Source organism: Mycobacterium sp. HM-7, from assembly GCF_053852335.1.
In genome coordinates, this window is the sequence record NZ_CM132657.1 from 2,787,432 (window position 1) to 2,808,270 (window position 20,839).

The 20,839-nt window shown below is 66.9% G+C and carries 18 protein-coding genes; 10 read left to right on the plus strand and 8 right to left on the minus strand.

The window, feature by feature from the left end:
* Window positions 1-249: 249 nt before the first annotated feature.
* Together ACWW1C_RS13415 and ACWW1C_RS13420 are read left to right on the plus strand one after the other, a co-directional pair.
* Window positions 250-1,566 carry a UDP-glucose dehydrogenase family protein gene (locus tag ACWW1C_RS13415; RefSeq protein WP_455983874.1) on the plus strand — a complete coding sequence of 439 codons (1,317 nt, stop codon included), beginning with the start codon at window positions 250-252 and terminating at the stop codon, window positions 1,564-1,566.
* A 50-nt stretch (window positions 1,567-1,616) separates the two neighbouring features.
* Window positions 1,617-2,534 (plus strand): glycosyltransferase, encoded by a 918-nt coding sequence (locus tag ACWW1C_RS13420; protein WP_455983875.1) that lies wholly within the window; start codon window positions 1,617-1,619, stop codon window positions 2,532-2,534.
* Window positions 2,535-2,539: 5 nt separating this feature from the next.
* Here ACWW1C_RS13420 and ACWW1C_RS13425 read toward each other — a convergent pair whose 3' ends face one another.
* From ACWW1C_RS13425 to ACWW1C_RS13435, 3 genes are read right to left on the minus strand one after another with little or no spacing between them, the layout of a single operon-like run.
* Window positions 2,540-3,334, minus strand: a complete 795-nt coding sequence (locus ACWW1C_RS13425; protein ID WP_455983876.1) for an ABC transporter permease — start codon at window positions 3,332-3,334, stop codon at window positions 2,540-2,542.
* Window positions 3,331-4,068, minus strand: coding sequence for an ABC transporter permease (locus ACWW1C_RS13430; RefSeq protein ID WP_455983877.1), 738 nt, complete (start codon window positions 4,066-4,068; stop codon window positions 3,331-3,333). The genes ACWW1C_RS13425 and ACWW1C_RS13430 overlap by 4 nt, the downstream gene beginning before the upstream one ends.
* Window positions 4,065-4,997 (minus strand): ATP-binding cassette domain-containing protein, encoded by a 933-nt coding sequence (locus ACWW1C_RS13435; protein WP_455983878.1) that lies wholly within the window; start codon window positions 4,995-4,997, stop codon window positions 4,065-4,067. Before ACWW1C_RS13435 ends, ACWW1C_RS13430 begins: the two co-directional genes overlap by 4 nt.
* 391 nt (window positions 4,998-5,388) lie before the next feature.
* On the opposite strand from ACWW1C_RS13435, the gene ACWW1C_RS13440 reads away from it, so the two are divergent.
* Together ACWW1C_RS13440 and dnaE are read left to right on the plus strand one after the other, a co-directional pair.
* Complete coding sequence (locus ACWW1C_RS13440; protein WP_455983879.1) at window positions 5,389-6,063, plus strand: TetR/AcrR family transcriptional regulator; 675 nt, start codon at window positions 5,389-5,391, stop codon at window positions 6,061-6,063.
* A gap of 191 nt (window positions 6,064-6,254) precedes the next feature.
* A complete protein-coding gene (gene dnaE, locus ACWW1C_RS13445) occupies window positions 6,255-9,788 on the plus strand; it encodes a DNA polymerase III subunit alpha (protein ID WP_455983880.1) in 3,534 nt (1,177 codons plus the stop codon).
* Between the two features lie 7 nt (window positions 9,789-9,795).
* Here dnaE and ACWW1C_RS13450 read toward each other — a convergent pair whose 3' ends face one another.
* Complete coding sequence (locus ACWW1C_RS13450; RefSeq protein ID WP_455983881.1) at window positions 9,796-10,629, minus strand: class I SAM-dependent methyltransferase; 834 nt, start codon at window positions 10,627-10,629, stop codon at window positions 9,796-9,798.
* Between the two features lie 136 nt (window positions 10,630-10,765).
* Here ACWW1C_RS13450 and fadD11 point away from each other — a divergent pair, with 136 nt between their 5' ends.
* Complete coding sequence (fadD11, locus tag ACWW1C_RS13455) at window positions 10,766-12,589, plus strand: fatty acid--CoA ligase FadD11 (RefSeq protein ID WP_455983882.1); 1,824 nt, start codon at window positions 10,766-10,768, stop codon at window positions 12,587-12,589.
* Between the two features lie 15 nt (window positions 12,590-12,604).
* Here the strand turns inward: fadD11 and ACWW1C_RS13460 are convergent, their stop codons facing one another.
* Window positions 12,605-13,303 carry a hypothetical protein gene (locus tag ACWW1C_RS13460; protein ID WP_455983883.1) on the minus strand — a complete coding sequence of 233 codons (699 nt, stop codon included), beginning with the start codon at window positions 13,301-13,303 and terminating at the stop codon, window positions 12,605-12,607.
* Window positions 13,304-13,382: 79 nt separating this feature from the next.
* Between ACWW1C_RS13460 and ACWW1C_RS13465 the strand changes: the two genes are divergently transcribed.
* On the plus strand, window positions 13,383-14,894 hold the full coding sequence (locus tag ACWW1C_RS13465) for a carboxylesterase/lipase family protein (protein ID WP_455983884.1): 1,512 nt from the start codon (window positions 13,383-13,385) through the stop codon (window positions 14,892-14,894).
* Window positions 14,895-14,898: 4 nt separating this feature from the next.
* On the opposite strand, the gene ACWW1C_RS13470 is transcribed toward ACWW1C_RS13465, so the two are convergent.
* From ACWW1C_RS13470 to ACWW1C_RS13480, 3 genes are read right to left on the minus strand one after another with little or no spacing between them, the layout of a single operon-like run.
* On the minus strand, window positions 14,899-15,372 hold the full coding sequence (locus ACWW1C_RS13470; protein ID WP_455983885.1) for an RDD family protein: 474 nt from the start codon (window positions 15,370-15,372) through the stop codon (window positions 14,899-14,901).
* Between the two features lie 9 nt (window positions 15,373-15,381).
* Window positions 15,382-16,200: a tat pathway signal sequence gene (locus tag ACWW1C_RS13475; protein WP_455983886.1), complete on the minus strand. Its 819-nt coding sequence runs from the start codon at window positions 16,198-16,200 to the stop codon at window positions 15,382-15,384.
* A gap of 38 nt (window positions 16,201-16,238) precedes the next feature.
* Window positions 16,239-17,153, minus strand: a complete 915-nt coding sequence (locus tag ACWW1C_RS13480) for a LysR family transcriptional regulator (protein ID WP_455983887.1) — start codon at window positions 17,151-17,153, stop codon at window positions 16,239-16,241.
* An 85-nt stretch (window positions 17,154-17,238) separates the two neighbouring features.
* On the opposite strand from ACWW1C_RS13480, the gene ACWW1C_RS13485 reads away from it, so the two are divergent.
* The 4 genes from ACWW1C_RS13485 (at window position 17,239) to ACWW1C_RS13500 (ending at window position 20,838) form a co-directional block, all read left to right on the plus strand.
* Window positions 17,239-18,060, plus strand: a complete 822-nt coding sequence (locus tag ACWW1C_RS13485) for an acyl-CoA thioesterase domain-containing protein (protein WP_455983888.1) — start codon at window positions 17,239-17,241, stop codon at window positions 18,058-18,060.
* A gap of 123 nt (window positions 18,061-18,183) precedes the next feature.
* Window positions 18,184-18,435 carry a hypothetical protein gene (locus tag ACWW1C_RS13490; RefSeq protein WP_455983889.1) on the plus strand — a complete coding sequence of 84 codons (252 nt, stop codon included), beginning with the start codon at window positions 18,184-18,186 and terminating at the stop codon, window positions 18,433-18,435.
* A 137-nt stretch (window positions 18,436-18,572) separates the two neighbouring features.
* Complete coding sequence (locus ACWW1C_RS13495) at window positions 18,573-19,457, plus strand: EamA family transporter (protein WP_455983890.1); 885 nt, start codon at window positions 18,573-18,575, stop codon at window positions 19,455-19,457.
* A gap of 4 nt (window positions 19,458-19,461) precedes the next feature.
* Window positions 19,462-20,838 (plus strand): purine-cytosine permease family protein, encoded by a 1,377-nt coding sequence (locus tag ACWW1C_RS13500; RefSeq protein WP_455983891.1) that lies wholly within the window; start codon window positions 19,462-19,464, stop codon window positions 20,836-20,838.
* Window position 20,839 lies beyond the last annotated feature (1 nt).

Sequence of the window (20,839 nt, forward strand, 5' to 3'; positions counted from 1 at the left end):
ATGCCGGCTCCCGGCGTCGGCGGCAACGTCGGCGGTGCGGAGCGGTGCCCTCCGGGGGCCGGACCTCAGTTCGCGGCGTCTCGGCGAAGCCCCGGCGGCGCAGTGTGGTGTACTTAGCTGCGACGGCTGCTGCTCTCGAATAATCCCCGGGTCCGTGCGTCCCGACCGTGCGTTGAGCGCGCCGAGAATGATCGACCGGCGACCCTTCGGTGGTCGGAAAGTAACTGCGACGACGTGGAGTTCGGCTATATGAGATTGAGCGTGATTGGAACGGGCTACCTGGGTGCCGTTCACGCCGCTTGCATGGCACACATCGGGCACGAGGTCGTCGCGTACGACACCGATGCGTCGAAGATCGCCGCCTTGTCGGCCGGTACCTCGCCGTTTTACGAGCCCGGCTTCGACGAGTTGCTCGCGACGGTGCTCGCCACGGGACGGCTGCGCTTCACCCAGTCCGCGCAGGAAGCGGTCTCCGGCGCCACCGTGCACTTCGTCTGCGTCGGAACCCCGCAGTTGGCCGGCTCGGACGCCGCGAACATCGAGTACGTCGACAGTGCGTTCCGTGCGGTTGTCGCCAACGCTGACTGCGACGGGCTGATCGTCGGCAAGTCCACCGTTCCGGTTGGTACGGCCCAGCGCCTCTCTGCTGAGGTTGCCAAGACGTCGTCCGGTCTCGAAGTCGCCTGGAACCCGGAGTTCCTCCGGGAGGGCAAGGCGATCGAGGACACGCTGCAACCGGACCGTCTGGTGTTCGGGGTGACCTCCGAGTACGCCGAGAAGACGCTGCAGGAGGTGTACGGCGCACTGCTCGACGGCGGCACGCCCTACCTGACGGCGGATCTTCCGACGTCGGAACTCGTGAAGGTCGCGGCCAATGCTTTTCTGGCGACCAAGATTTCGTTCATCAACGCCATGGCCGAGGTGTGCGAGATCGTCGACGCCGACGTGACGGTGCTCAGCCGTGCGCTGGGATACGACGATCGCATCGGCAAGCGGTTCCTGAACGCGGGTCTGGGTTTCGGTGGCGGCTGCCTGCCCAAGGACATCCGGGCGTTCAGCGCCCGGGCCGGCGAACTGGGTGCCTCGGACGCGCTGAGGTTCCTGCACGAGGTCGACAAGATCAACCTGCGCCGGCGCGAGAAGGCCGTGTCCGTCGCGCGTGCGATCGTCGGTGGGGAATTCCTCGGCAAGAGCATTGCCGTCCTGGGTGCGGCGTTCAAGCCCAACAGCGACGATGTGCGGGACTCGCCGGCGTTGAACGTGGCCGCCGCGATGCACTTGAAGGGCGCCGACGTCCGCGTCCACGATCCGAAGGCGATCGACAACGCCAAGGCCCGCTTCCCGACGCTGGGCTACTTCGACAGCGCCGAGGATGCCTGCCGCAAAGCGGATCTCATCGTGCTGGCAACGGAGTGGGACGAGTACACCAACATCGATCCCGAGGCGTTCCGCTCGCTGGTGAAGGAGCCGCGCCTGCTGGACACCCGGAACGTCATCGACCGGGAGACCTGGTCGCGTGCGGGGTGGCAGGTGTATTCCCTCGGTCGTGGCGGATTGCACGTTTGATCCGCGGCCGCGCCGCTGCTCGACGAACTTGCGATAGGGGGGATTGATCCATGGCGGATCAGACGATCGAGGTGATCATTCCGGTCCGCGACATGGGTGATCACCTTCCGCGGCTGCTCCAGCCGTTGCTCGATCAGCTGTCCGACGGCGACCGGGTCACGGTCGTCGACGACGCATCGGTCGACGACACGGCAGCGGTCGCGCGTTCACTGGGCGCTCACGTCGTGACGCTGACCAACAGCCGGGGTCCGTACTACGCGCGCCAGGTTGCCGCGAGCCGGTCGGATGCCGACATCCTGCTTTTCATCGACGGCCGCTGCCGGCCCCTGCCCGGTCTGCTCGACGCCCACCGGGCACTGCAAGCGCGGCCGGGAGTTGCGTTGTCGTGCACCAACGTTCGCACGTTGTCGGGGCCGACCGTGGCCGCCCGGATGGCCGCGAAGATGCAGCCGTTCATGCTGCCCCGCGGCGGTGGCGCGATGAAGGCGGTCGTCGGCATGGTGCCGCCGCGGCCCGACTACTACCCGACCTGCAATCTCGGTATCGACCGGATCGCCTTCGAGAAGGTGGACGGGTTCCGGGCGATGCGTGGCGGCGGCGACCTCGATATCTGCTGGCGCATCCAGGATCAGTCGCTCGGCACCATCGCCACCGACACCCGGGTGCTGATGGAATGGGAGCCCCGGACGGCGATCCGCGATCTGGCCAGCCAGTGGAAGCGGTACGGCAACAGCAATGCGTACATCCGCTGGGCCCACCGCAATGACGCGGTCAGCAAGGGCGCCCAGGTGTCGACGCGACTCTCACCGGCCGAGGCCTGGACAACGCTGCGCGCCGAACTGCGGCGTCCGCCGTCGGAGCTCGCGGCGACCGCGATCCTCGGAATCGCTTTCCAGTACGGCTATTTCGCCGCGCAACTCAAGCGCAAAGAGTTCGAGATGCCGGTGCATTTCGACGTGTCCCAGTAGCCGGCTCAACCGTCTACTTTGCCGCCTTCGACTGCGGCGCGGTACGACCGCAGCGCCATCGGGACGACCACCGCCGCGATCACCACGAGCCACAGCAAGGCCACGGCGAGGGGTTGCCAGAACGCACCGTCGTTGGACAGCGCCCGCATGGCCTCGGCCGCGGGTGCGACCGGCTGGTAGTCGGCGATCGGTCGCAGCGCGGCCGGAATCTTCGCGGGCGGAATCAATGTCGCGAACGCGAGGCCCATGCACGCGGTGTTGGTCCACGTGAGGATCATCCGGCCCTGCGGTCGCAGGGCCAGGGTGATCACGATGGTCGCGAACACCAGCACGATGGCGACCGGGATCAACAGATAGGCCAGCATCGCGATCCAGCTGCCCGCGAATCGGAAGCCCATCAGGTAACCGGTCGCCACCACGAACGCCGACGCCAGGAAGGTGCGCAGGCCCTCGGCCAGCAGTGCGCCGGTCAGGGGAGATGTCCGCCGGACCGGCATGATCCACAGTCGGGTGAGCAGACCGCTGTCGCGGTCGTGGGGTACCGCGAGCCCGGCCCCGATGGCACCCGACATCGCGCCGGCCAGCGTGCACACGGGGATCAGGACATCCAGTCCGCTGTTGCCGGTGACGCGGACCATCGATTTGCCGACCAGGATGCCGTAGATGAGCAGCAGGAGGGTCGGGAACACCAGGGCCTGCACGGGCACCATCGGGTACCGGCGCCACTGGATGAACAGCCGACTGGCGAAGATCCAACTCTCGGTGAGCCGTGAATGTTGGTGCTGCTTGGTCGGATTCACGATGATCGCTCCTGAAGTCGAACGGCCGCAGTGCCGAAGACGACCAGCAGCCCGACGGTCCACGCGAGGCTGGCGCCGAGAATGCCCGTATCGATGTGGCCGCTCGTGAATCCGCGCAGCGCGTCGGTGATGAGCGAAACCGGTTGGTAGCGGACGAACGAATGCAGCCACGTGGGGAAGGCCTCGACGGGGGCCAGCCCGGTCGACAGCATCACGAGGAACAGCTGGGGGATCAGCAGCAACTGGCTGGCCACCTCGGCACGCCCCGCCTTGGAGCCGGTGGCGTCGGCGCCGAAAGACACCGCCAGGGTCAGCGTCAGCGCGAGCGCGATGAAGGCTGCCGCATGACCGATTCCGGTGGTGAGCCGGAATCCGAGCAGGTACGCGGCCAGTACCGATGCGACCAACGCCAGCAGGCCGCGGATCAGGCAGTAGGCCATCCGGGCCAGCAGCGGCGCATAAGGAGAGATGGGCAGCGTGCGCATCCGGGAGCCGAGGCCGCTGGCCTTGTCGCCGGCAGCCCGATCGGTCGTGGTGAGCGCACCGAACAACATCGCCTGCACGACGACCGCGGGCAGGATGTACTGCACGTAGCTCATATCGCCGGTGGCGATGACGCCACCGAGCATGAACGTGAGGCCGATCAACGTGGAAACCGGCACCAGTGCGGCGAAGACGAGGTCCAGCCAGCCCTTGCGGAGGATGCGGGCCGTCAGGAGTCCGAAAGCCGTCACTTCGACTTGACCGGGGTGGTGAGGTGCAGGAACACCTCGTCGAGCGAGGGGCGGCGGAGCGAGATGTCGATGAGTTCGACGCCGATCTCGTCCATCCGGCGGAAGACCTCGGTCAGGGTCGCGACGCCGCCCGGCGCCGGTACCGACACCGTCGTCGCGTCGGTATCGACCTCGATCTCGTCGAAGTCGGCCAGGGCCGTGGCGATCCGCGGCAGGTCGTCCGGGTTGAGCGGGGTCATCTCGCAGTAGCTCGAGCCCGTCTGGCGCTTGAGCTCGTCGGCCGTCCCGCGGGCGACGATCTGGCCGCCGTTGAGGATGACGATGGAATCGCTGAGGATGTCGGCTTCTTCGAGATACTGCGTCGTCAGAAGGACGGTGATGCCCTCGGCTTTCATCGAGGACACCAGATTCCAGACGTCGCGTCGGCTGCGCGGGTCCAGGCCGGTGGTCGGCTCGTCGAGGAACAGCACCTTCGGCGGGACGACGAGGGACACGGCGATGTCGATGCGGCGCCGCATGCCGCCGGAGTACCCACTGACCTGACGGTCGGCGGCGTGGCCCATGTCGAATTGGGCGATCAGCTCGTCGGCTCGGCTGCGGGCGTCGCCGCGCCGGAGTCCGCGCAGCCGCCCGAACAGGACGAGGTTCTCCCGTCCGGTCAGCCGGAGGTCGAGGGCGGCGTCCTGTCCGGTGACGCCGATCGCCTGACGGACCTTCGCCGGTTCCTTTGCCACGTCGTAGCCGGCAACTATCGCCTGTCCCGCGCTCGGCTTGAGCAAGGTGGACAGAATCTTGACCGTCGTCGTCTTGCCGGCGCCGTTGTGTCCCAGCAACGCACACACCGAGCCCGTGGGGACGGAAAAGCTCACGTCGCGGAGTGCGGGCACGGACCCGCCAAAAGTCTTGGCGACGTTAATGAGCTCGATCACGGACTCATACGATACAGAGAGCGACCGTGCATTCAATTCGCACAGCACCCGCCGCGATGTGGACATCATCACTATGCGACGCCCGTCGGGGGCGTCCGGCGGACCTCGGATCGGTTGCCCAATCTCTGCGTCGGCGACAAATTTTCGGGCAAATGAATTGCGGCGTGCGTCGGCGCCGCGGAACGGGCCGCCGGTCGAGCGTCCGGTGTGACGCCGTCTGTGCCGGTCATCGGACTGCATCGACCGATGGAGGCGGGATCCCTGAGCAAGTTGGCTGAGTGTTGACGAGGTAGCGGTTGACCACGTATCAGCAATGTCTTAGAGTTTGCTGAATTCGTAAATATCCCTTTCTGTGCGAGGACGTGGCATGGTGCATCTCGATGTTCTCCCAGTGAAGGCAACACGCCGCAGAGGTCGCCCGGCGGGTACCGATTCGGCTCAGACGAGGGCACGCATCCTGGGTGCCGCGCGCGAGGTGATCGCCGTCCGTGGCTACCACGCCACGACCATCCAGGCGATCGCCGAGATCGCCGAATTGAGCCGTCCCACGCTGCATTACCACTTCCAGACGCGTGAGGACATCTACCACTGCCTGCTGAATGAGATCGCCACGACGATCGACCTCTGCATCGCGCGGGCCGGCGCGGAATCGTCGCTTCCGTCGCAGATTTCGGTGCTGATCACCGAGTTCCGCAATGCCGGCGTCCATGAGCCGGAGAGCGTGGCACTGCTGGTCAGTTCGTACCTCGAGGCCGACCGCCTGCCGGCGCCGCGGCGGGACGCGAAGGCTGCCGTCCGCAAATTCATGGACCAGGCCGTGCGGGACGCCGTGGCGCGCGGCGAGTTGCCCGCCGAGACGGCTGTGGCCCCTGTTGCCGATCTGCTGTACACCATGGTGTGGGGACTCGGGTTCTACGCCGGGCTGGTCGCCGACCGAGATCGCGTCGAAGCGGTAACTAAGCAACTGCAACGGGTGTTGCGCGAGGGATTGCTGGTGGGTCCCGTGGCAACGGAAGTCGGCGCACCCGCAGACCGGGTGCCCGCGGGCGCCACGGCGTCGTCGTAGCCGCACGACGATCAAGCGGCGAGGGACGAGCCGCGATGAGGAGTGCGGCCAATCAGTCGTAGCCGCACGACGATCAAGCGGCGAGGGACGAGCCGCGATGAGGAGTGCGGCCAATCAGATCCAGCTCTCCCGACGACACAGCGCCCGACACGCCGAACCGTGTCGGTGGCCCGTTTTAGACTGGCAGCCCTATGAGCCAGTTCGTGCACCTCCACAATCACACCGAATACTCGATGCTGGACGGTGCCGCGAAGGTCAAGCCGATGGTGCAGGAAGCCATCCGGTTGGGCATGCCCGCCATCGGCATGACCGACCACGGAAACATGTTCGGCGCCAGCGAGTTCTACAACATCGCGACCAAAGAGGGCATCAAGCCCATCATCGGCATCGAGGCGTATATCGCGCCCGCGTCCCGCTTCAACACGAAGCGCGTCACCTGGGGTGATCCGAGCCAGAAGAGCGACGATGTCTCGGGTAGTGGTTCGTACACCCACATGACGATGGTGGCGGAGAACGCGACCGGTCTGCGCAATCTGTTCAAGCTGTCGTCGCTGGCGTCGTTCGAGGGCCAGCTCGGCAAGTGGTCCCGCATGGACGCCGAGATCATCGCCGAGCATTCCGCCGGCATCATCGCCACCACGGGTTGCCCGTCGGGTGAGGTGCAGACCCGGCTGCGGCTCGGGCACGAGCAGGAAGCCCTCGCAGCCGCGGCGAAGTGGCAGGACATCTTCGGCAAGGAGAACTTCTTCCTGGAGTTGATGGACCACGGCATCGAGATCGAGCGCCGGGTCCGCGAGGGTCTCCTGGATGTCGGCAAGAAGCTGGGCATCCCGCCGTTGGCGACCAACGACTGCCATTACGTCACGCGCGAGGCGTCGCACAACCACGAGGCGCTGCTGTGCATCCAGACCGGTAAGACGCTCTCGGACCCCACCCGCTTCAAGTTCGACGGAGACGGCTACTACCTCAAGTCGGCCGCCGACATGCGCGCCATGTGGGACCACCAGGTACCCGGTGCCTGCGACTCGACGCTGCTGATCGCCGAGCGGGTCCAGTCCTATGCCGACGTCTGGAAGTTCCACGACCGGATGCCGGTCTTCCCGGTGCCCGAGGGCGAGACGCAGGCCACCTGGCTGCGCAAAGAGGTGCTGCGCGGCCTGGACCGGCGCTTTCCGGCCGGCCCGCCTCAGGAGTACCTCGACCGTGCTGATTACGAGATCAGCGTCATCGTGCAGATGGGCTTCCCGGCGTACTTCCTCGTCGTCGGTGACCTCATCAGCCACGCCCGCGAAGTCGGTATCTGGGTCGGCCCGGGCCGTGGTTCGGCGGCAGGTTCGCTGGTCGCCTGGGCGATGGGCATCACCAACATCGACCCCATCCCGCACGGTCTGCTGTTCGAGCGCTTCCTCAACCCCGAGCGCGTGTCGATGCCCGATATCGACATCGACTTCGACGACCGCCGCCGTGGCGAGATGGTGCGCTACGCCAGCGAGAAGTGGGGTAGTGACCGCGTCGCCCAGGTCATCACCTTCGGTACCATCAAAACCAAAGCGGCACTGAAGGATTCGGCCCGAGTCCACTACGGGCAGCCGGGCTTCGCCATAGCGGACCGGATCACCAAGGCATTGCCGCCGCCGATCATGGCCAAGGACATCTCGGTGGCGGGAATCACCGACCCCACCCACGAGCGGTACAAGGAAGCCGCCGAGGTCCGTGCGCTGATCGACACGGACCCCGACGTGCGGACCATCTACGAGACCGCGCGGGGGCTCGAGGGCCTGGTCCGCAATGCGGGCGTGCACGCCTGCGCGGTGATCATGAGCTCCGAGCCGCTGATCGACGCGATCCCGATGTGGAAGCGCGCCCAGGACGGCGCCATCATCACCGGCTGGGACTACCCGTCGTGTGAGGCCATCGGTCTGTTGAAGATGGACTTCCTGGGCCTGCGCAACCTCACCGTCATCGGGGACGCGCTGGAGAACATCAAGGCCAACCGCGGCGTCGATCTCGATCTCGATCACCTGGGTCTGGATGACCCGAAAACCTATGAGCTGCTGGCGCGCGGTGACACGCTCGGCGTGTTCCAGCTCGACGGGTCCGCGATGCGCGATCTGCTGAAACTGATGCGGCCGACGGGCTTCGAGGACATCGTGGCGGTGCTGGCTCTGTACCGGCCAGGTCCGATGGGTGTGGATGCACACACCGACTACGCGAAGCGAAAGAACGGGCTGCAGGAGATCAAGCCCATTCACCCGGAGCTCGAAGAGCCGCTGCGTGACATTCTTTCTGAGACTTACGGTTTGATCGTCTACCAAGAACAGATCATGCACATCGCGCAGAAGGTCGCGGGCTACTCGCTCGGCCAAGCCGACCTGCTGCGGCGCGCGATGGGTAAGAAGAAGAAGGAAATCCTCGACGAGGCCTACGGCGGCTTCGCCGACGGCATGAAGGCCAACGGCTTCTCGCAGGCGGCGATCACCGCATTGTGGGACACGGTGCTGCCGTTCGCCGGCTACGCGTTCAACAAGTCGCACGCTGCCGGGTACGGCCTGGTGTCGTTCTGGACCGCCTACCTCAAGGCCAACTACCCGGCCGAGTACATGGCCGGTCTGCTGACGTCGGTCGGGGACGACAAGGACAAGGCCGCGGTGTACCTGGCTGATTGCCGCCGCCTGGGAATCACGGTGCTGCCGCCGGATGTCAACGAGTCTGTGCACAACTTCGCATCGGTCGGCAAGGACATCCGCTACGGGCTGGGCGGCGTGCGCAACGTCGGTGCCAACGTGGTGCAGTCCATCATCGCGGGCCGTACGGACAAGGGGAAGTACACCGATTTCTCCGACTACCTCAGCAAGATCGACATCACGGCCTGCAACAAGCGGGTCACCGAATCTCTGGTCAAGGCAGGTGCTTTCGACTCGCTCGGCCATGCCCGTAAGGGCCTGTTCCTGGTGCACGCCGATGCCGTCGACTCGGTGCTCGGCACCAAGAAGGCCGAGGCCATGGGTCAGTTCGATCTGTTCGGCGGCGGCGATGCCGGGGATGCGGGTGACGCGGCCTTCACCATCAGGGTGCCCGACGACGAGTGGGACGACAAGCACAAGCTGGCCCTGGAGCGCGAGATGCTGGGCCTGTACGTTTCCGGCCATCCGCTCAACGGTGTCGCGCACCTGCTCAATGCGCAGGTGGACACCCAAATTACGGCCATCCTCGAAGGCGCTGTCGCCAACGACACCCAGGTCCGCATCGGCGGCATTCTGGCGGGGGTGGTGCGACGGGTCAACAAGCAGGGATTGCCCTGGGCCTCAGCGCAATTGGAAGATCTCAATGGTTCGGTAACAGTGAACTTCTTCCCGAAGACCTACGCCGTGTTCGGTGCCGACATCATGGACGACGCCATCGTGCTGGTGAGCGGCAAAGCCCGCGTCGAAGACGAGCGGGTGTCGATCTTCGCGAGTGACCTTGTGGTGCCGGACTTTTCGAATGCACAGGCCGATCGTCCGCTCGCGGTGAGCCTGCCGACCCGGCAGTGCACCCCGGAAAAGGTCAGCGCGCTCAAGCAGGTGCTGGCCCACCACCCGGGCACCTCGCAAGTGCACCTCCGGCTGATCAGTGGGGACCGCATCACCACCCTGGAGCTCGATCAGACATTGCGCGTGACGCCGTCGTCGGCGTTGATGGGGGACTTGAAGGCGCTGCTGGGTCCGGGCTGCCTCGGAGGCTAGTCCCGGTTCAGAAGCGGTAGCGCAGGATCCTGGCCTTCCGCGCACCGGCGCGGGTATGCGCCGAAAGCCGGGTGGCGACCCGCAGAACTCCGGGAAACAGGTCGACCTCGGGCTGACGGGTCAGGCTGGCTTCCTCGACGAGCTCCATTCGGGGATTCCAGCTCAAGGGGTGCCGCGCATCTTTGAAACCCGCATAACCAAGTTGGCTGCCAACGTCTTTGAACATCTTCTGCGGCAGGTACTTGAAAGCGGCCAGGCTGATCGGTCCGAACTGTCCGTAGTCGTTGAACGCCAACTCGCCGCGGTGGAAGTGTTCGGTGACGCTGCGGAAAACCCGGGCGATGACGGCCTCGGTCAGGAAAGCGAACAGGCCGTCGGCCACGAGGATGGTGGGACGGTCCGCAGGAATCCCGGCGGCCCAGTCCGGATCGGCCACTGATGCCACCACCGTGTGAGAGTGCGGATTTGGCGGCAACAGCTGCTCACGCACCGCACAGATACCGGTCAGGTCCACGGTGTACCAATCAACCGTCGGTGGCGGATCCACCCGATGGAAGCCGCTGTCGAGGCCCCCGCCCAGATCGACGACGACGGCATCGGCATGTGATGCGGTGAATGCGCGGACGCGGTCGTCGAGCATCTTGGCGCGCAGCGCGGTCTGGCAGACCACGCTGGTCTGCACCCCGAGTGCGGCGAAGTCGTAGTCGATCGCCGCCACCACGGAATCTGCCCAGGTGTCGCGAAGGATCGAGCGGGGCTTGCGGTTGTCCAGGGCCCTGGCGTACACGGTCAGCAGGGCGGTCCGTTCCAGAGGCGTCAGCGACGTGACAGTTATTCCCATTGTTCCGACCATACGCCATCATTTGCGCTGAACAGTTTTCCCAAAACGTTTAGCGCCCTGTGGATTTCGCGCCGCGGCGCCATGAAACGCCCGCGATGTGCTTCGATCATGAGGCCCGTCGAGGAGGGACACCGGAATGTCTGAAGAGCTGCGGCCGACCACCTTGTGCGAAGCGTTCCAGAGCACGGCGTCGCTCGATCCGGACGCGGTCGCATTGCGTACCGCTGGTGGCGGCCCGGCACTGACCTGGGCGCAGTACTCCGATCAGGTGCGCGCCGCTGCTGCCGGGCTCAGTGGACTCGGGGTGGCCCGCGGCGACACCGTGTCGCTGATGATGGCCAACCGGGTGGAGTTCTATCCGCTGGAGGTCGGCGCGCAACACGTCGGCGCCACGTCGTTCTCGGTGTACAACACGCTGCCCGCAGCCGATCTGGCGCACGTCTTCGGCAATGCGGGAACCAAAGTCGTGATGTGCGAGGCGCAATACGTCGACCGCATCCGGGCGAGCGGTGCGCCAATCGACCACATCATCTGCATCGACGGGGCTCCGGACGGCACGCTGGGCATCCAGGAGCTGCTGTCGGCCGCGCCCGCGGACTTCGACTTCGACAGCACGTGGCGCGCGGTCCGGCCCGACGACATCGTCACGCTCATCTACACCTCGGGTACCACGGGCAAGCCCAAGGGCGTGGAGATGACGCACGCCAACATCCTGTTCGAGGCGTTCGGGGTGGACGAGGTGCTCGGCCTGCGGTTCGGCGACCGCGGGACGTCCTACCTGCCGACGGCCCACATCGCCGACCGGTTGACCGGCCTGTATCTACAGGAGGTCTTCGGCACGCAGATCACCGCCGTCGCGGACGCTCGGGCGGTGGCGGCGGCGCTGCCCGAGGTCCGGCCGACGGTCTGGGGCGGTGTGCCCCGGGTGTGGGAAAAGCTCAAGGCCGCAGTCGAATTCGCGGTCGCCGGCGAGGCGGACGAGACGAAGCGGGCGGCACTGCAGTGGGCGCTGTCGGTCGGCGCCAAGAAGGCGGCGGCGCTGCTCGCCCGTCAACCGGTGTCCGACGACGTCGCGGCCGAATGGGCCACCGCCGACGAGCTGGTGCTGTCCAAACTGCGCGAACGACTGGGCCTCGACCAGGTGCGGTGGGCCGTCTCGGGCGCGGCGCCGATTCCGGCGCAGACGCTCGGTTTTTTCGTCGGGATCGGGATTCCGATGACCGAACTGTGGGGCATGTCGGAGCTGAGTTGCATTGCGACGGTGAGCCATCCGCGGGACGCGAAGCTGGGCACCGTCGGCAGGCCGCTGCCCGGGGTCGAATGCCGGCTCGCTGATGACGGCGAGCTCCTGGTGCGGGCGCCACTGGTCATGAAGGGCTACCGGAAAGAACCGGCCAAGACGGCGGAAGCACTCGATGCGGACGGCTGGTTGCACACCGGCGACGTCGCGCAGATCGATGACGAGGGTTATCTGACCATCGTCGACCGCAAGAAGGAACTGATCATCAACGCGGCCGGTAAGAACATGTCACCGGCCAACATCGAGAAATCGATCAAGGCCGCGTGTCCGCTGATCGGCGTGGTCATGGCCATCGGCGACGCCCGGCCGTACAACACCGCGCTCATCGTGCTCGACGCCGAGTCCGCGGGCCCGTACGCCGAGCAGCGCGGGCTTGTCGACGCGTCGGCCGAGGCGCTCGCCGCCGACCCCGAACTGATCGCCCAGATCGCCGCCGGGGTGGCGCAGGGCAATACCGAATTGTCGCGCGTCGAGCAGATCAAGCGGTTCTCCGTCTTGCCGGCGTTCTGGGAGCCCGGGGGAGACGAGATCACGTTGACCATGAAGCTCAAACGGCGCCCCATCGCCGAGAAGTACGCCGCGCAGATCGACGCCCTTTACGCGCCCGAACTCAGCGCGGCCGTGCACGAACCGAAAGCGACTGTCGGCGCGGAGAATTGACTTCCCCGCCGCAGGTCACGCAGTGGTGCAGGCGAACTTGAGTCCGGTCCCTTCCGGCGCCGGGAGCACCGGTGTCAGGCAACCGAAGGTCTGGATGCCGGCATTGCTGAACCGGACCGCGGTGCGGCGCGCGTAGTTCACGCAGACCGGACCCGTGGCATCGGCGCGGCACTGGTAGTCGCCGAACCGCAGGCTCTGTCCGTCCTTCAGTTTGGGTCCGGTACCGGTGTTGAACCGCCCCGGATCCCCGTGCACCGAGCCGACTTCGGCGGTGGGCCCTTCGAAATCGACCCAGCCGGCCACCCAGTGTCCGTAGGTGTCGGCAGGTTGCGGCGGCGGGGAGGTCAGATGCATCAGGCAGGCCAGCGTGCCGTTGAAGGCCTTGTCTGTCATGCAGTTGGCGCCCGAGGCCGTGGTGAACGCGATGTCGGTACCCAAATCTGTGGGTGCGCCCTCACGAGTCGCGGTATGGAAACCGGCTGGGTCCGCCGGCGTGCCGGCCTCCACCCAGGCGATGACATCGGCGACGGGCGCGCCCGCCGGTGGCGGCGTGGCGGGTGCGGCTTTGGGCGTCGGGGCCGGGGGACGACTCGGTGGAGCGGCGACCGACAGGGACGGCTCGGAGATCGCCACGCCGGGCCGTCCGTGCTGGTCCGACGTCGCGGCACAACCCGCAACCAGGGCACATGCCGCGAGGACCACCGGGAGTCGCATGCCCGCCAGGGTAACGGGCACTGACCCAACACGCGGTTCAGGCACCCCGAAGGCGACACATTTTCGATAGTGTCCAGTTATGCACGAACGTACCGTCCGCGTGACCGTCGACAGTGGAACCATCGAGGGCTTCACGCGCGACGGCGTGCACCGCTGGCGTTCCGTCCCCTATGCGCGGCCGCCGGTGGGGCCGTGGCGCTACCGCGCCCCGCAGCCGGTGCAGCCCTGGCGCGGCGTGCGCTACTGCCACGGATTCACCTACTGCGCGCCGCAGGAGCGCAAGTACACGATGCTGAGCGTCGGCAAGTACCAGCCGATGGGCGAGGACTGTCTGACCCTCAACGTGGTGACGCCGGAGCAGCCCACCGGCGAGCCGCTGCCGGTGATGTTCTTCATCCACGGCGGCGGCTACATCCTGGGCAGTTCTGCCACCCCGATCTACGACGGTGCCGCACTGGCCCGGCGCGGCTGCATCTTCGTCTCCGCGAACTACCGGCTCGGTGCGCTCGGCTGCTTCGATGTGTCGACACTGGCAACTGCCGAACACCCCCTCGATGACAACCTGTTCCTGCGCGATCTGGTGGCGGCGCTGAAGTGGATTCGGGCCAACATCGCGGTGTTCGGCGGAGACCCGGGCAACGTCACCATCTTCGGCGAGAGCGCCGGCGCCCACGCCGTCGCTACCCTGCTGGCCGTGCCGGAAGCGAAAGGCCTCTTTCACCGAGCGATTGCGGAGAGTCCGGCCAGCGGCATGGTCCGTTCACCCGAGGCGGCCGCCCAGTTCGCGACGCAGTTCGCCGCACAGCTGGGTGCCGGCACGCGCGACGGCGCCGCCGCACTCATGTCGGCCAAGCCGGCTGAGCTGCTGGCCGCGCTGGACCGCGTCATCCACGGTGCGGTGGGCGAGATGCCCGGTGCCTTCCCTGCCGGGCCGGCGTACGGAACCGAGTTCCTGCCGGAAGACCCGATCGTCGCGATGCGCGAGGGCCGGGCCCACCAGGTGCCGCTGATCGTGGGCAGCAATGCCGACGAGGGTCGCCTGTTCACCAAGTTCATGCAGTTGCTGCCCACCAACGAGGCCATGATCGAACGCATCCTGGCTCACCTCCCTGCGGAACAGCGGGCCCGGATCACCGGTGCGTATCCGGGCTACCCGCGGTCGGCTGACGCCTGTATCAAGCTCGGCGGCGACTTCGCCTTCGGCACGGCGTCATGGGAGATTGCCGGCGCGCACATGCGCAACGCGCCGACCTACGCCTACCGGTACGACTACGCGCCGCCGGCACTGCATTGGACGGGTCTGGGCGCCACCCACGCCACCGAACTGCTCGCGGTGTTCGACGTGTACCGGACGCCGCTGGGTTCGGTGCTGACGGCCGCCCTGGACCGCAAGCCGGCGCTGCGGATCAGCAATGACGTCCAGAACCGCTGGCGGGCCTTCGCCCGCACGGGCGTCCCCGGCGAGGGATGGCCGAAATACGAGGCCGCCGACCGGGCGGTGCTGGTGTTCGACCGCAATACCCGCGTCGAATTCGATCCCCGGGCCGAGCAGCGTCGAGCCTGGGAAGGCTTTTCGCTGGTGCACGGCTAGGGCACTACTTCTTGACGACCTGAGTGCCGCCGGCGAGTTCGTCGTGCCGGCCCTGCTTGCAGGGGCTCGAGCTGATGGTGACGGCGATGAAGATGTACGCGATGAACGCCAGCAGCCCGCCGACCCACGGGATGATCGTCAGCAGGGTGAACGAGTTGCGGATGGCCGATTGCTTGAAGTCCGGCCTCGGCATGCCATGGGGCCCACGGACACTCAGCCCCAGCAGCATCTTGCCGGGCGTCGCGCCGGCCAGTACCTCGAACAGCACGAAGTACAGGAAGGTGCCCAGCCCGGAGAACAGACCGGTGACCATGATGTCGGACATCGAGCCGATCGAGAAGGCGCCGAAGAAGGCGAGCACCCCGACGATCAGCCCGTCGATGAACCGCGCGAAGAATCGGGGGAGCAGGTCGCCGGGGTGCACCGGGGTGGGTGCGCCGTAAGCGCCTGACGCAGGGTAGTTCTCGCCATAGGTCATGGCGCCAATCTACTGCCGACCGGCCAGCAATATCTGACTTAGCCGCGTAGTGGTGGCCTGGCCATCCGCGTTACCGCCGGCACCGTTCAAGGCATTCATGACGGCCAGCGTGAAACGTTGTCCGGGCCCGGCGAATCCGACGGTGTTCGTCACCCAGCCGCCCTGTTCGTCGGACCAGCCGTCCTTGTTGCCGGGCGCCATGTTCGGGCCGGCGCCCCAGACGCCCCACTGCTGGATCGGGTCGACGTTCTGCATGGCGTTCACAATCCAGGCGGTCTCGTTGGGGCGCAGCCGCGTCAGCATGTAGTTGACCATCTGGTCCAGGTCGTCTGTCGTGGACTTCTGAAAACCCCAGTAGGGGAACATGTCTCCGAATCCGCGTTGCGGTTGTACCCGCGTCATGCCGAAATGTGGGAAGTCGTTGTTGAAGATCGTGTGGTCGGGGCCGCCGTACCGCGTCCACAGGGTGTCGGCGGCGTCGTTGTCCGAGGTGTGCAGCATCTTGCCCATGAGGGCGATGTCGTTGTCGGTGAGCCGCAGCAGCCCGGCGCTCTGCCGGGCGAACAGGTCCACCACGATGCCGAGCTTGATGGTCGAGGCCGTCCACACCATGTCTCCGGCGTGCGAATTGCGGTACACCGCACCGGTTTTGCGGTCGCGCAGTACGTAACCGACGGCGCCGGGCCGGCTCGCCAGGTAGGCGTCTGCCGCTGCGATGCGTTGTTGCGCGTCGCAGGCGCCGGTGCATTCGGCCCGCGCGGCCGGCGCGGCCGGCGCGGTGAGACCGGTCAGCAGTGTCGCGACCAGTACCGCCCTGAGCAGTTTCACGCCGGTAGCCTCCCAGATCTCGGTGAATGTCATTCGGTTCAGACGGCCTCTGGGCGCGGCCACTTCGGCAGCGGCACCGGCCCGTTGCCCGGTCGTAGTCGGTCGAGCACCGCCCGCAACGGCGGCCAGTTGGTACGGCCTTTGCGCGTCACGGCATAGGCGGTGTGGATCACCGTCGGTCCGGCGAGCGGCACCACCTTGATGCCCGCGCTGGTGGGCCGCTCCAGCGGCAGCAGCCCGACGCCGTAGCCGGCGACGATCAGATCCTCGACCAGTTCCAGGCTGTCGATCTGATGGGCGATGCGCGGCGTGAATCCGCTGAGCGCGCCCAGCGTGCGGACGGCGTCCTCGTCAGCGGTGTTGCGCGAGTTGACGATCCAGGTCCGGTCCGCGTACGCGGACAGTTCGGCCGGTCCGTTCGCCTCGTCGGCCGGCAAGCCCAGTCCCCACGGAATCGACCACAGCGCAAAGCCTTCCAACAACGGACTGGGTGAGGCCGGCGCCAGGTTGTAGTCGTAGGTCAGGGCCAGGTCCAGGTCGTCGTCGGTGAGCAACGCGAAGGCTTCGATGGGCTCGTATTCGCTGATGGCAACGTCGATTCCGGGATGCTCCTGGGTCAGTTCCGTCAGGATCGGTAGCAGCGAGACGCGGATGCCGGTCGCGAAGCCACCGATCCGCAGGGTGCCGACGGGTTCGGCGCCGGAGTCGAGGTCGAGGCGCGCGGCGTCCACGGCGGCCAGAATGGTCACCGCATGGTCGGCCAGGCGCTGTCCGGCGGGCGTCAGCCTGACCCGGCGGCCTTCCGGTTCGATCAGCTGGGTCCCGGTTTCCTTGGCGAGCGCGGCGATCTGTTGCGACACCGTCGACGTCGTCAGATCGAGGTTCTCGGCGACGGCCCGCATCGACCCCAGGCGCGACAGCGCGAGCAGGAGGCGCAGCCGGCGGGTGTCCATCCCACTATTGTCCAGAAAATCTGCACGATTCCGCGTGATCTGGCCCGAAGTTATGAATATTTAGCCAATGTGCGACGATCCGAAAATGACCGCACGCCCCGCCCACTTCATCCCGATCGACGCCGACCGGGTTCAGCCGACCCGATTCGCCCAGAGCCTGTGGGGTGAAGACCACCTCAACGGTCCGGCGGTGGTGGGGCTGGCGGCCCATGCGCTGGAGGCCGCGTTCGGCTTGCCCGAGTTTCTGCCGGCCCGGCTCACGGTCGATCTGTTCCGCGCCGCGCGGGGAGTGCCGACGACGACCGAGGTGAAGTTGGTCCGGGACGGACGGCGGGTGCGCAACTCCGAGTGCGACGTGGTGCAGAACGGTGTGACGGTCGCCAGGGCCACTCTGGTGCAGTATCGGCTCGCCGAGGCGCCCCCTGGTGAGGAGTGGTTCGGCACAACCGATTTCGAGCCGCCGGCGGCGATCGATGGTGGCCTGGCACCGTACATCAGTAGTGACGGTGTCGGCTGGACGCGGACCATCGCCGAGCATCAGAACGCGGCCCGTAAGCGCTACGTCAACCAGCCCATCGATGTCATCGAAGGCGAGGTCAACACGCCGTTCGTCCGGGCTGCCGTAGCGGCCGAGGGCACCAGCATGGTCACGAACCTGGGCACCGCGGGCATCGGCTACATCAACGGCGACCTCACGGTGGCGTTGACGCGGCTGCCGCAGGGTGACTGGGTCGGCGTCGAGGCCGAGACGCACTGGGCGGCCCACGGCATCGCGGTCGGGGCCACCACGCTGTATGACAGCGCCGGGCCGATCGGCACCGGCCTGACCACTGCGGTCAGCAATCCCGCCGCGCAGATCGACTTCGGCCACAGCCGGTTCCCCGATCGGATCAGGCGCGAACTCTAGCGCGTCCGATTGTGAAGTGCTGCTGAAGGTTTAGCGCTGGGACTCCTGCGGTAACCAACAACTGTCCGAGCAATCCGTGGGGTGGACACCCCGCAATCATCTGATTGGAGGATCGCGATGAGGATGAAGAAAACAGCTGTCACCACTGCCGTTGCCGGTGCACTGTTCGCCGGCGCCGCAGGAGTCGGCACAGGCGTGGCCGGGGCCACCGTGGCACCGATTCCGCCTCCTGGACCCACCGTGGCGGCGCCGCCGGCCTGGGCACCCCCGAAGCCGGCTTACCCGATGTGGGCGATGGGCAATGCCCAGGTCTGGGACGCCGGATGGAACCACTGGGGCGTCTGGGTGAACGGCACGTTCGTTCCGACGTTCTGATCGGTTCGGTTTCTGATCCGGACCACGAAGGGGCCGTTGTTGCAGTCTTGCAGCAACGGCTTCATTCATAAATCATGAACGATATGTCCATGATTATCACGTGGACATGAACATTCTGGTTCCCGTTCAATACAACGATGACCACCGCAGCGGCGCGCAACGGCGCACTCATGACCGTCGCGTCCATGATGTCGGTGCAGCTCGGTGCTGCCCTGGCCGTGAAGCTGATGGACGGCATCGGTCCGGCCGGGGTGGCCTGGCTCCGCCTGGCCTGGGCCGGTGCGTTGATGCTGCTGTTCGTCCGGCCGCGGCCGGCGTCGTTCACCCGCTCGGCGTTCCTGTCGTGCGTGCTGCTGGGAATCACCACCGCCGGGTTCACGCTGCTGTTCATGGTGGCGGTGTCCCGCATTCCGCTCGGAACCGCCAGCGCCCTGGAATACCTTGGCCCCCTTGCCGTTGCGGTGGCCACGGGACGCGGACGCGGGCGGCTGCTGTTCCCGGCGCTGGCCGGCACGGGCGTCGTGCTCTTGACCGAGCCATGGGCGGCCGCCGTCAACCCCGTGGGGGTCCTGGCCGCGCTGGGGGCAGCCGTCTGCCTCTCTGCCTACATCCTGTTGACCCAGCGGGTGGGTGACGCGGTCACCGGCATCACCGGTCTTGCGGTGTCCATGCCCGTCGCCGGCCTGGTCGTCACCATGGTGGCCGGGCCGTCCGTCATCGGTCATCTGACGCCGCACCTGTTGCTGGCCGGCCTGGGCTTGGCCATCCTCCTGCCGGCCATCCCGTTCACGCTGGAGATGCTGGCGCTGCGCCGTCTGACCGCCGCGGCGTTCGGCACGCTGATGAGCCTCGAGCCGGCGTTCGCCATGATGCTCGGGCTGATCATCCTGCATCAGGTGCCGGGTCTGCCCGCCGTTGCCGGTATCGCGCTCGTCGTGCTGGCCGGTGTCGGCGCCGCGCGCGCCGGGGCCCGACCCGCAGCGGAGGCTGGCCAACACGAACCGGCCCTCGTGGTCGAATAGGGGAATGACGCCTCCGGCCACCGCGCTCACCGCCTCACCTTTCACCGGCCGCACCCCCAGCGGCGCCGGGGACATGTCGGTGGAGACCCATGGCATCGCCCCCATTCCGGCAGATCGCCGGTACGGGACGCCGGGCCGGCTGTTCACGGTGTGGTTCGCGCCGCAGATCAATATGACGTGCGTCTTCACCGGCGCGATGATCGGCGCACTGGGCCTGGGCTTCTGGCTGGCGCTGCTGGCGATGGTCGTCGGCACCGTGCTCGGGTCGCTGGTGGTCGGCTACCTGTCCACTCTCGGCCCCCGTACCGGCACCGCGCAACTACCCGGTGCGCGAATGGCTTTCGGCGGCTTGATCGTGGTTCCCGCTGTCCTGCAATGGCTCTCGTCGGTGGCGTGGGACGCGTTGGTCGGCCTGTTCGGCGGTGAAGCGCTGGCAGTGCTGCTCGATATCCCGTTCTGGGTCGCCGTGCTGATCGTGTTGGGCGTACAGGGTGCGGTCGGCTTCATCGGCTATGAGCTGATTCATCGGCTGCAGGCCGTACTCACCGTGGTGTTGTTCGTGACGTTCGTCGTGTTCGCCGTCAAACTTGTTGGCGGACACCAGGTCGTGACGCCGGCCGGCGCGCACGGTGCCGACCTCGCCGGCGCATTCGTGCTGGCGGTCACGATCGCGCTGAGCCTGGCCGTGTCCTGGGCCAGTTACGCTGCGGACTTCAGCCGCTACCTTCCGGCGGATTCCGCGCCGCGCAAGGTTTTCGCCTTCAGCTTCGCCGGGCTGGCTGCCGCGTACGTGTTCGTCGAGACCATCGGCATCGCCGCGGGGAGCCTGATCACCGACCAGACCGCCGAGGGGGTCCGGTCGGTGATGGGCGGGGGAGTACTGGGTGCCGTCGCGCTGGGGATCATCGCGCTGGCCTCGGTCGGCTCAGGCGTGATGAACGACTACAGCGGATCCCTGGCCCTGCAGACACTCGGGGTGCGCGTGCGACGGCCCGTCTCGTCACTGGTGGTGACGGCGCTGGCGTTCGGGCTGATCCTCTGGCTCCACACCGGCGACACTGCAACGCGATTCACCAATGTGCTGCTGCTGATCAGCTACTGGATTCCGGCGTTCGCGGCCATCGTGATCGTCGACTGGCGGCGCCGCAGCCGTGGCCGGCAGGCCGTGGACCCGGCGGCAGAGGCCACACCGCGGCAGGACGCCGTGGCCGCGCTGGTCGCATTCGTCGTCGCATACGGCGCCGCGATCCCGTTCATGAACACCACGCTGCTGCAGGGACCCATTGCCGTGGCGTGGCATGGTGCCGACCTGGCGTACTTCGTGAACTTCTTCGTCGCACTCGCGGTCTACGGCGGCTACCGGCGGTTCAGGGCTTCGTGAC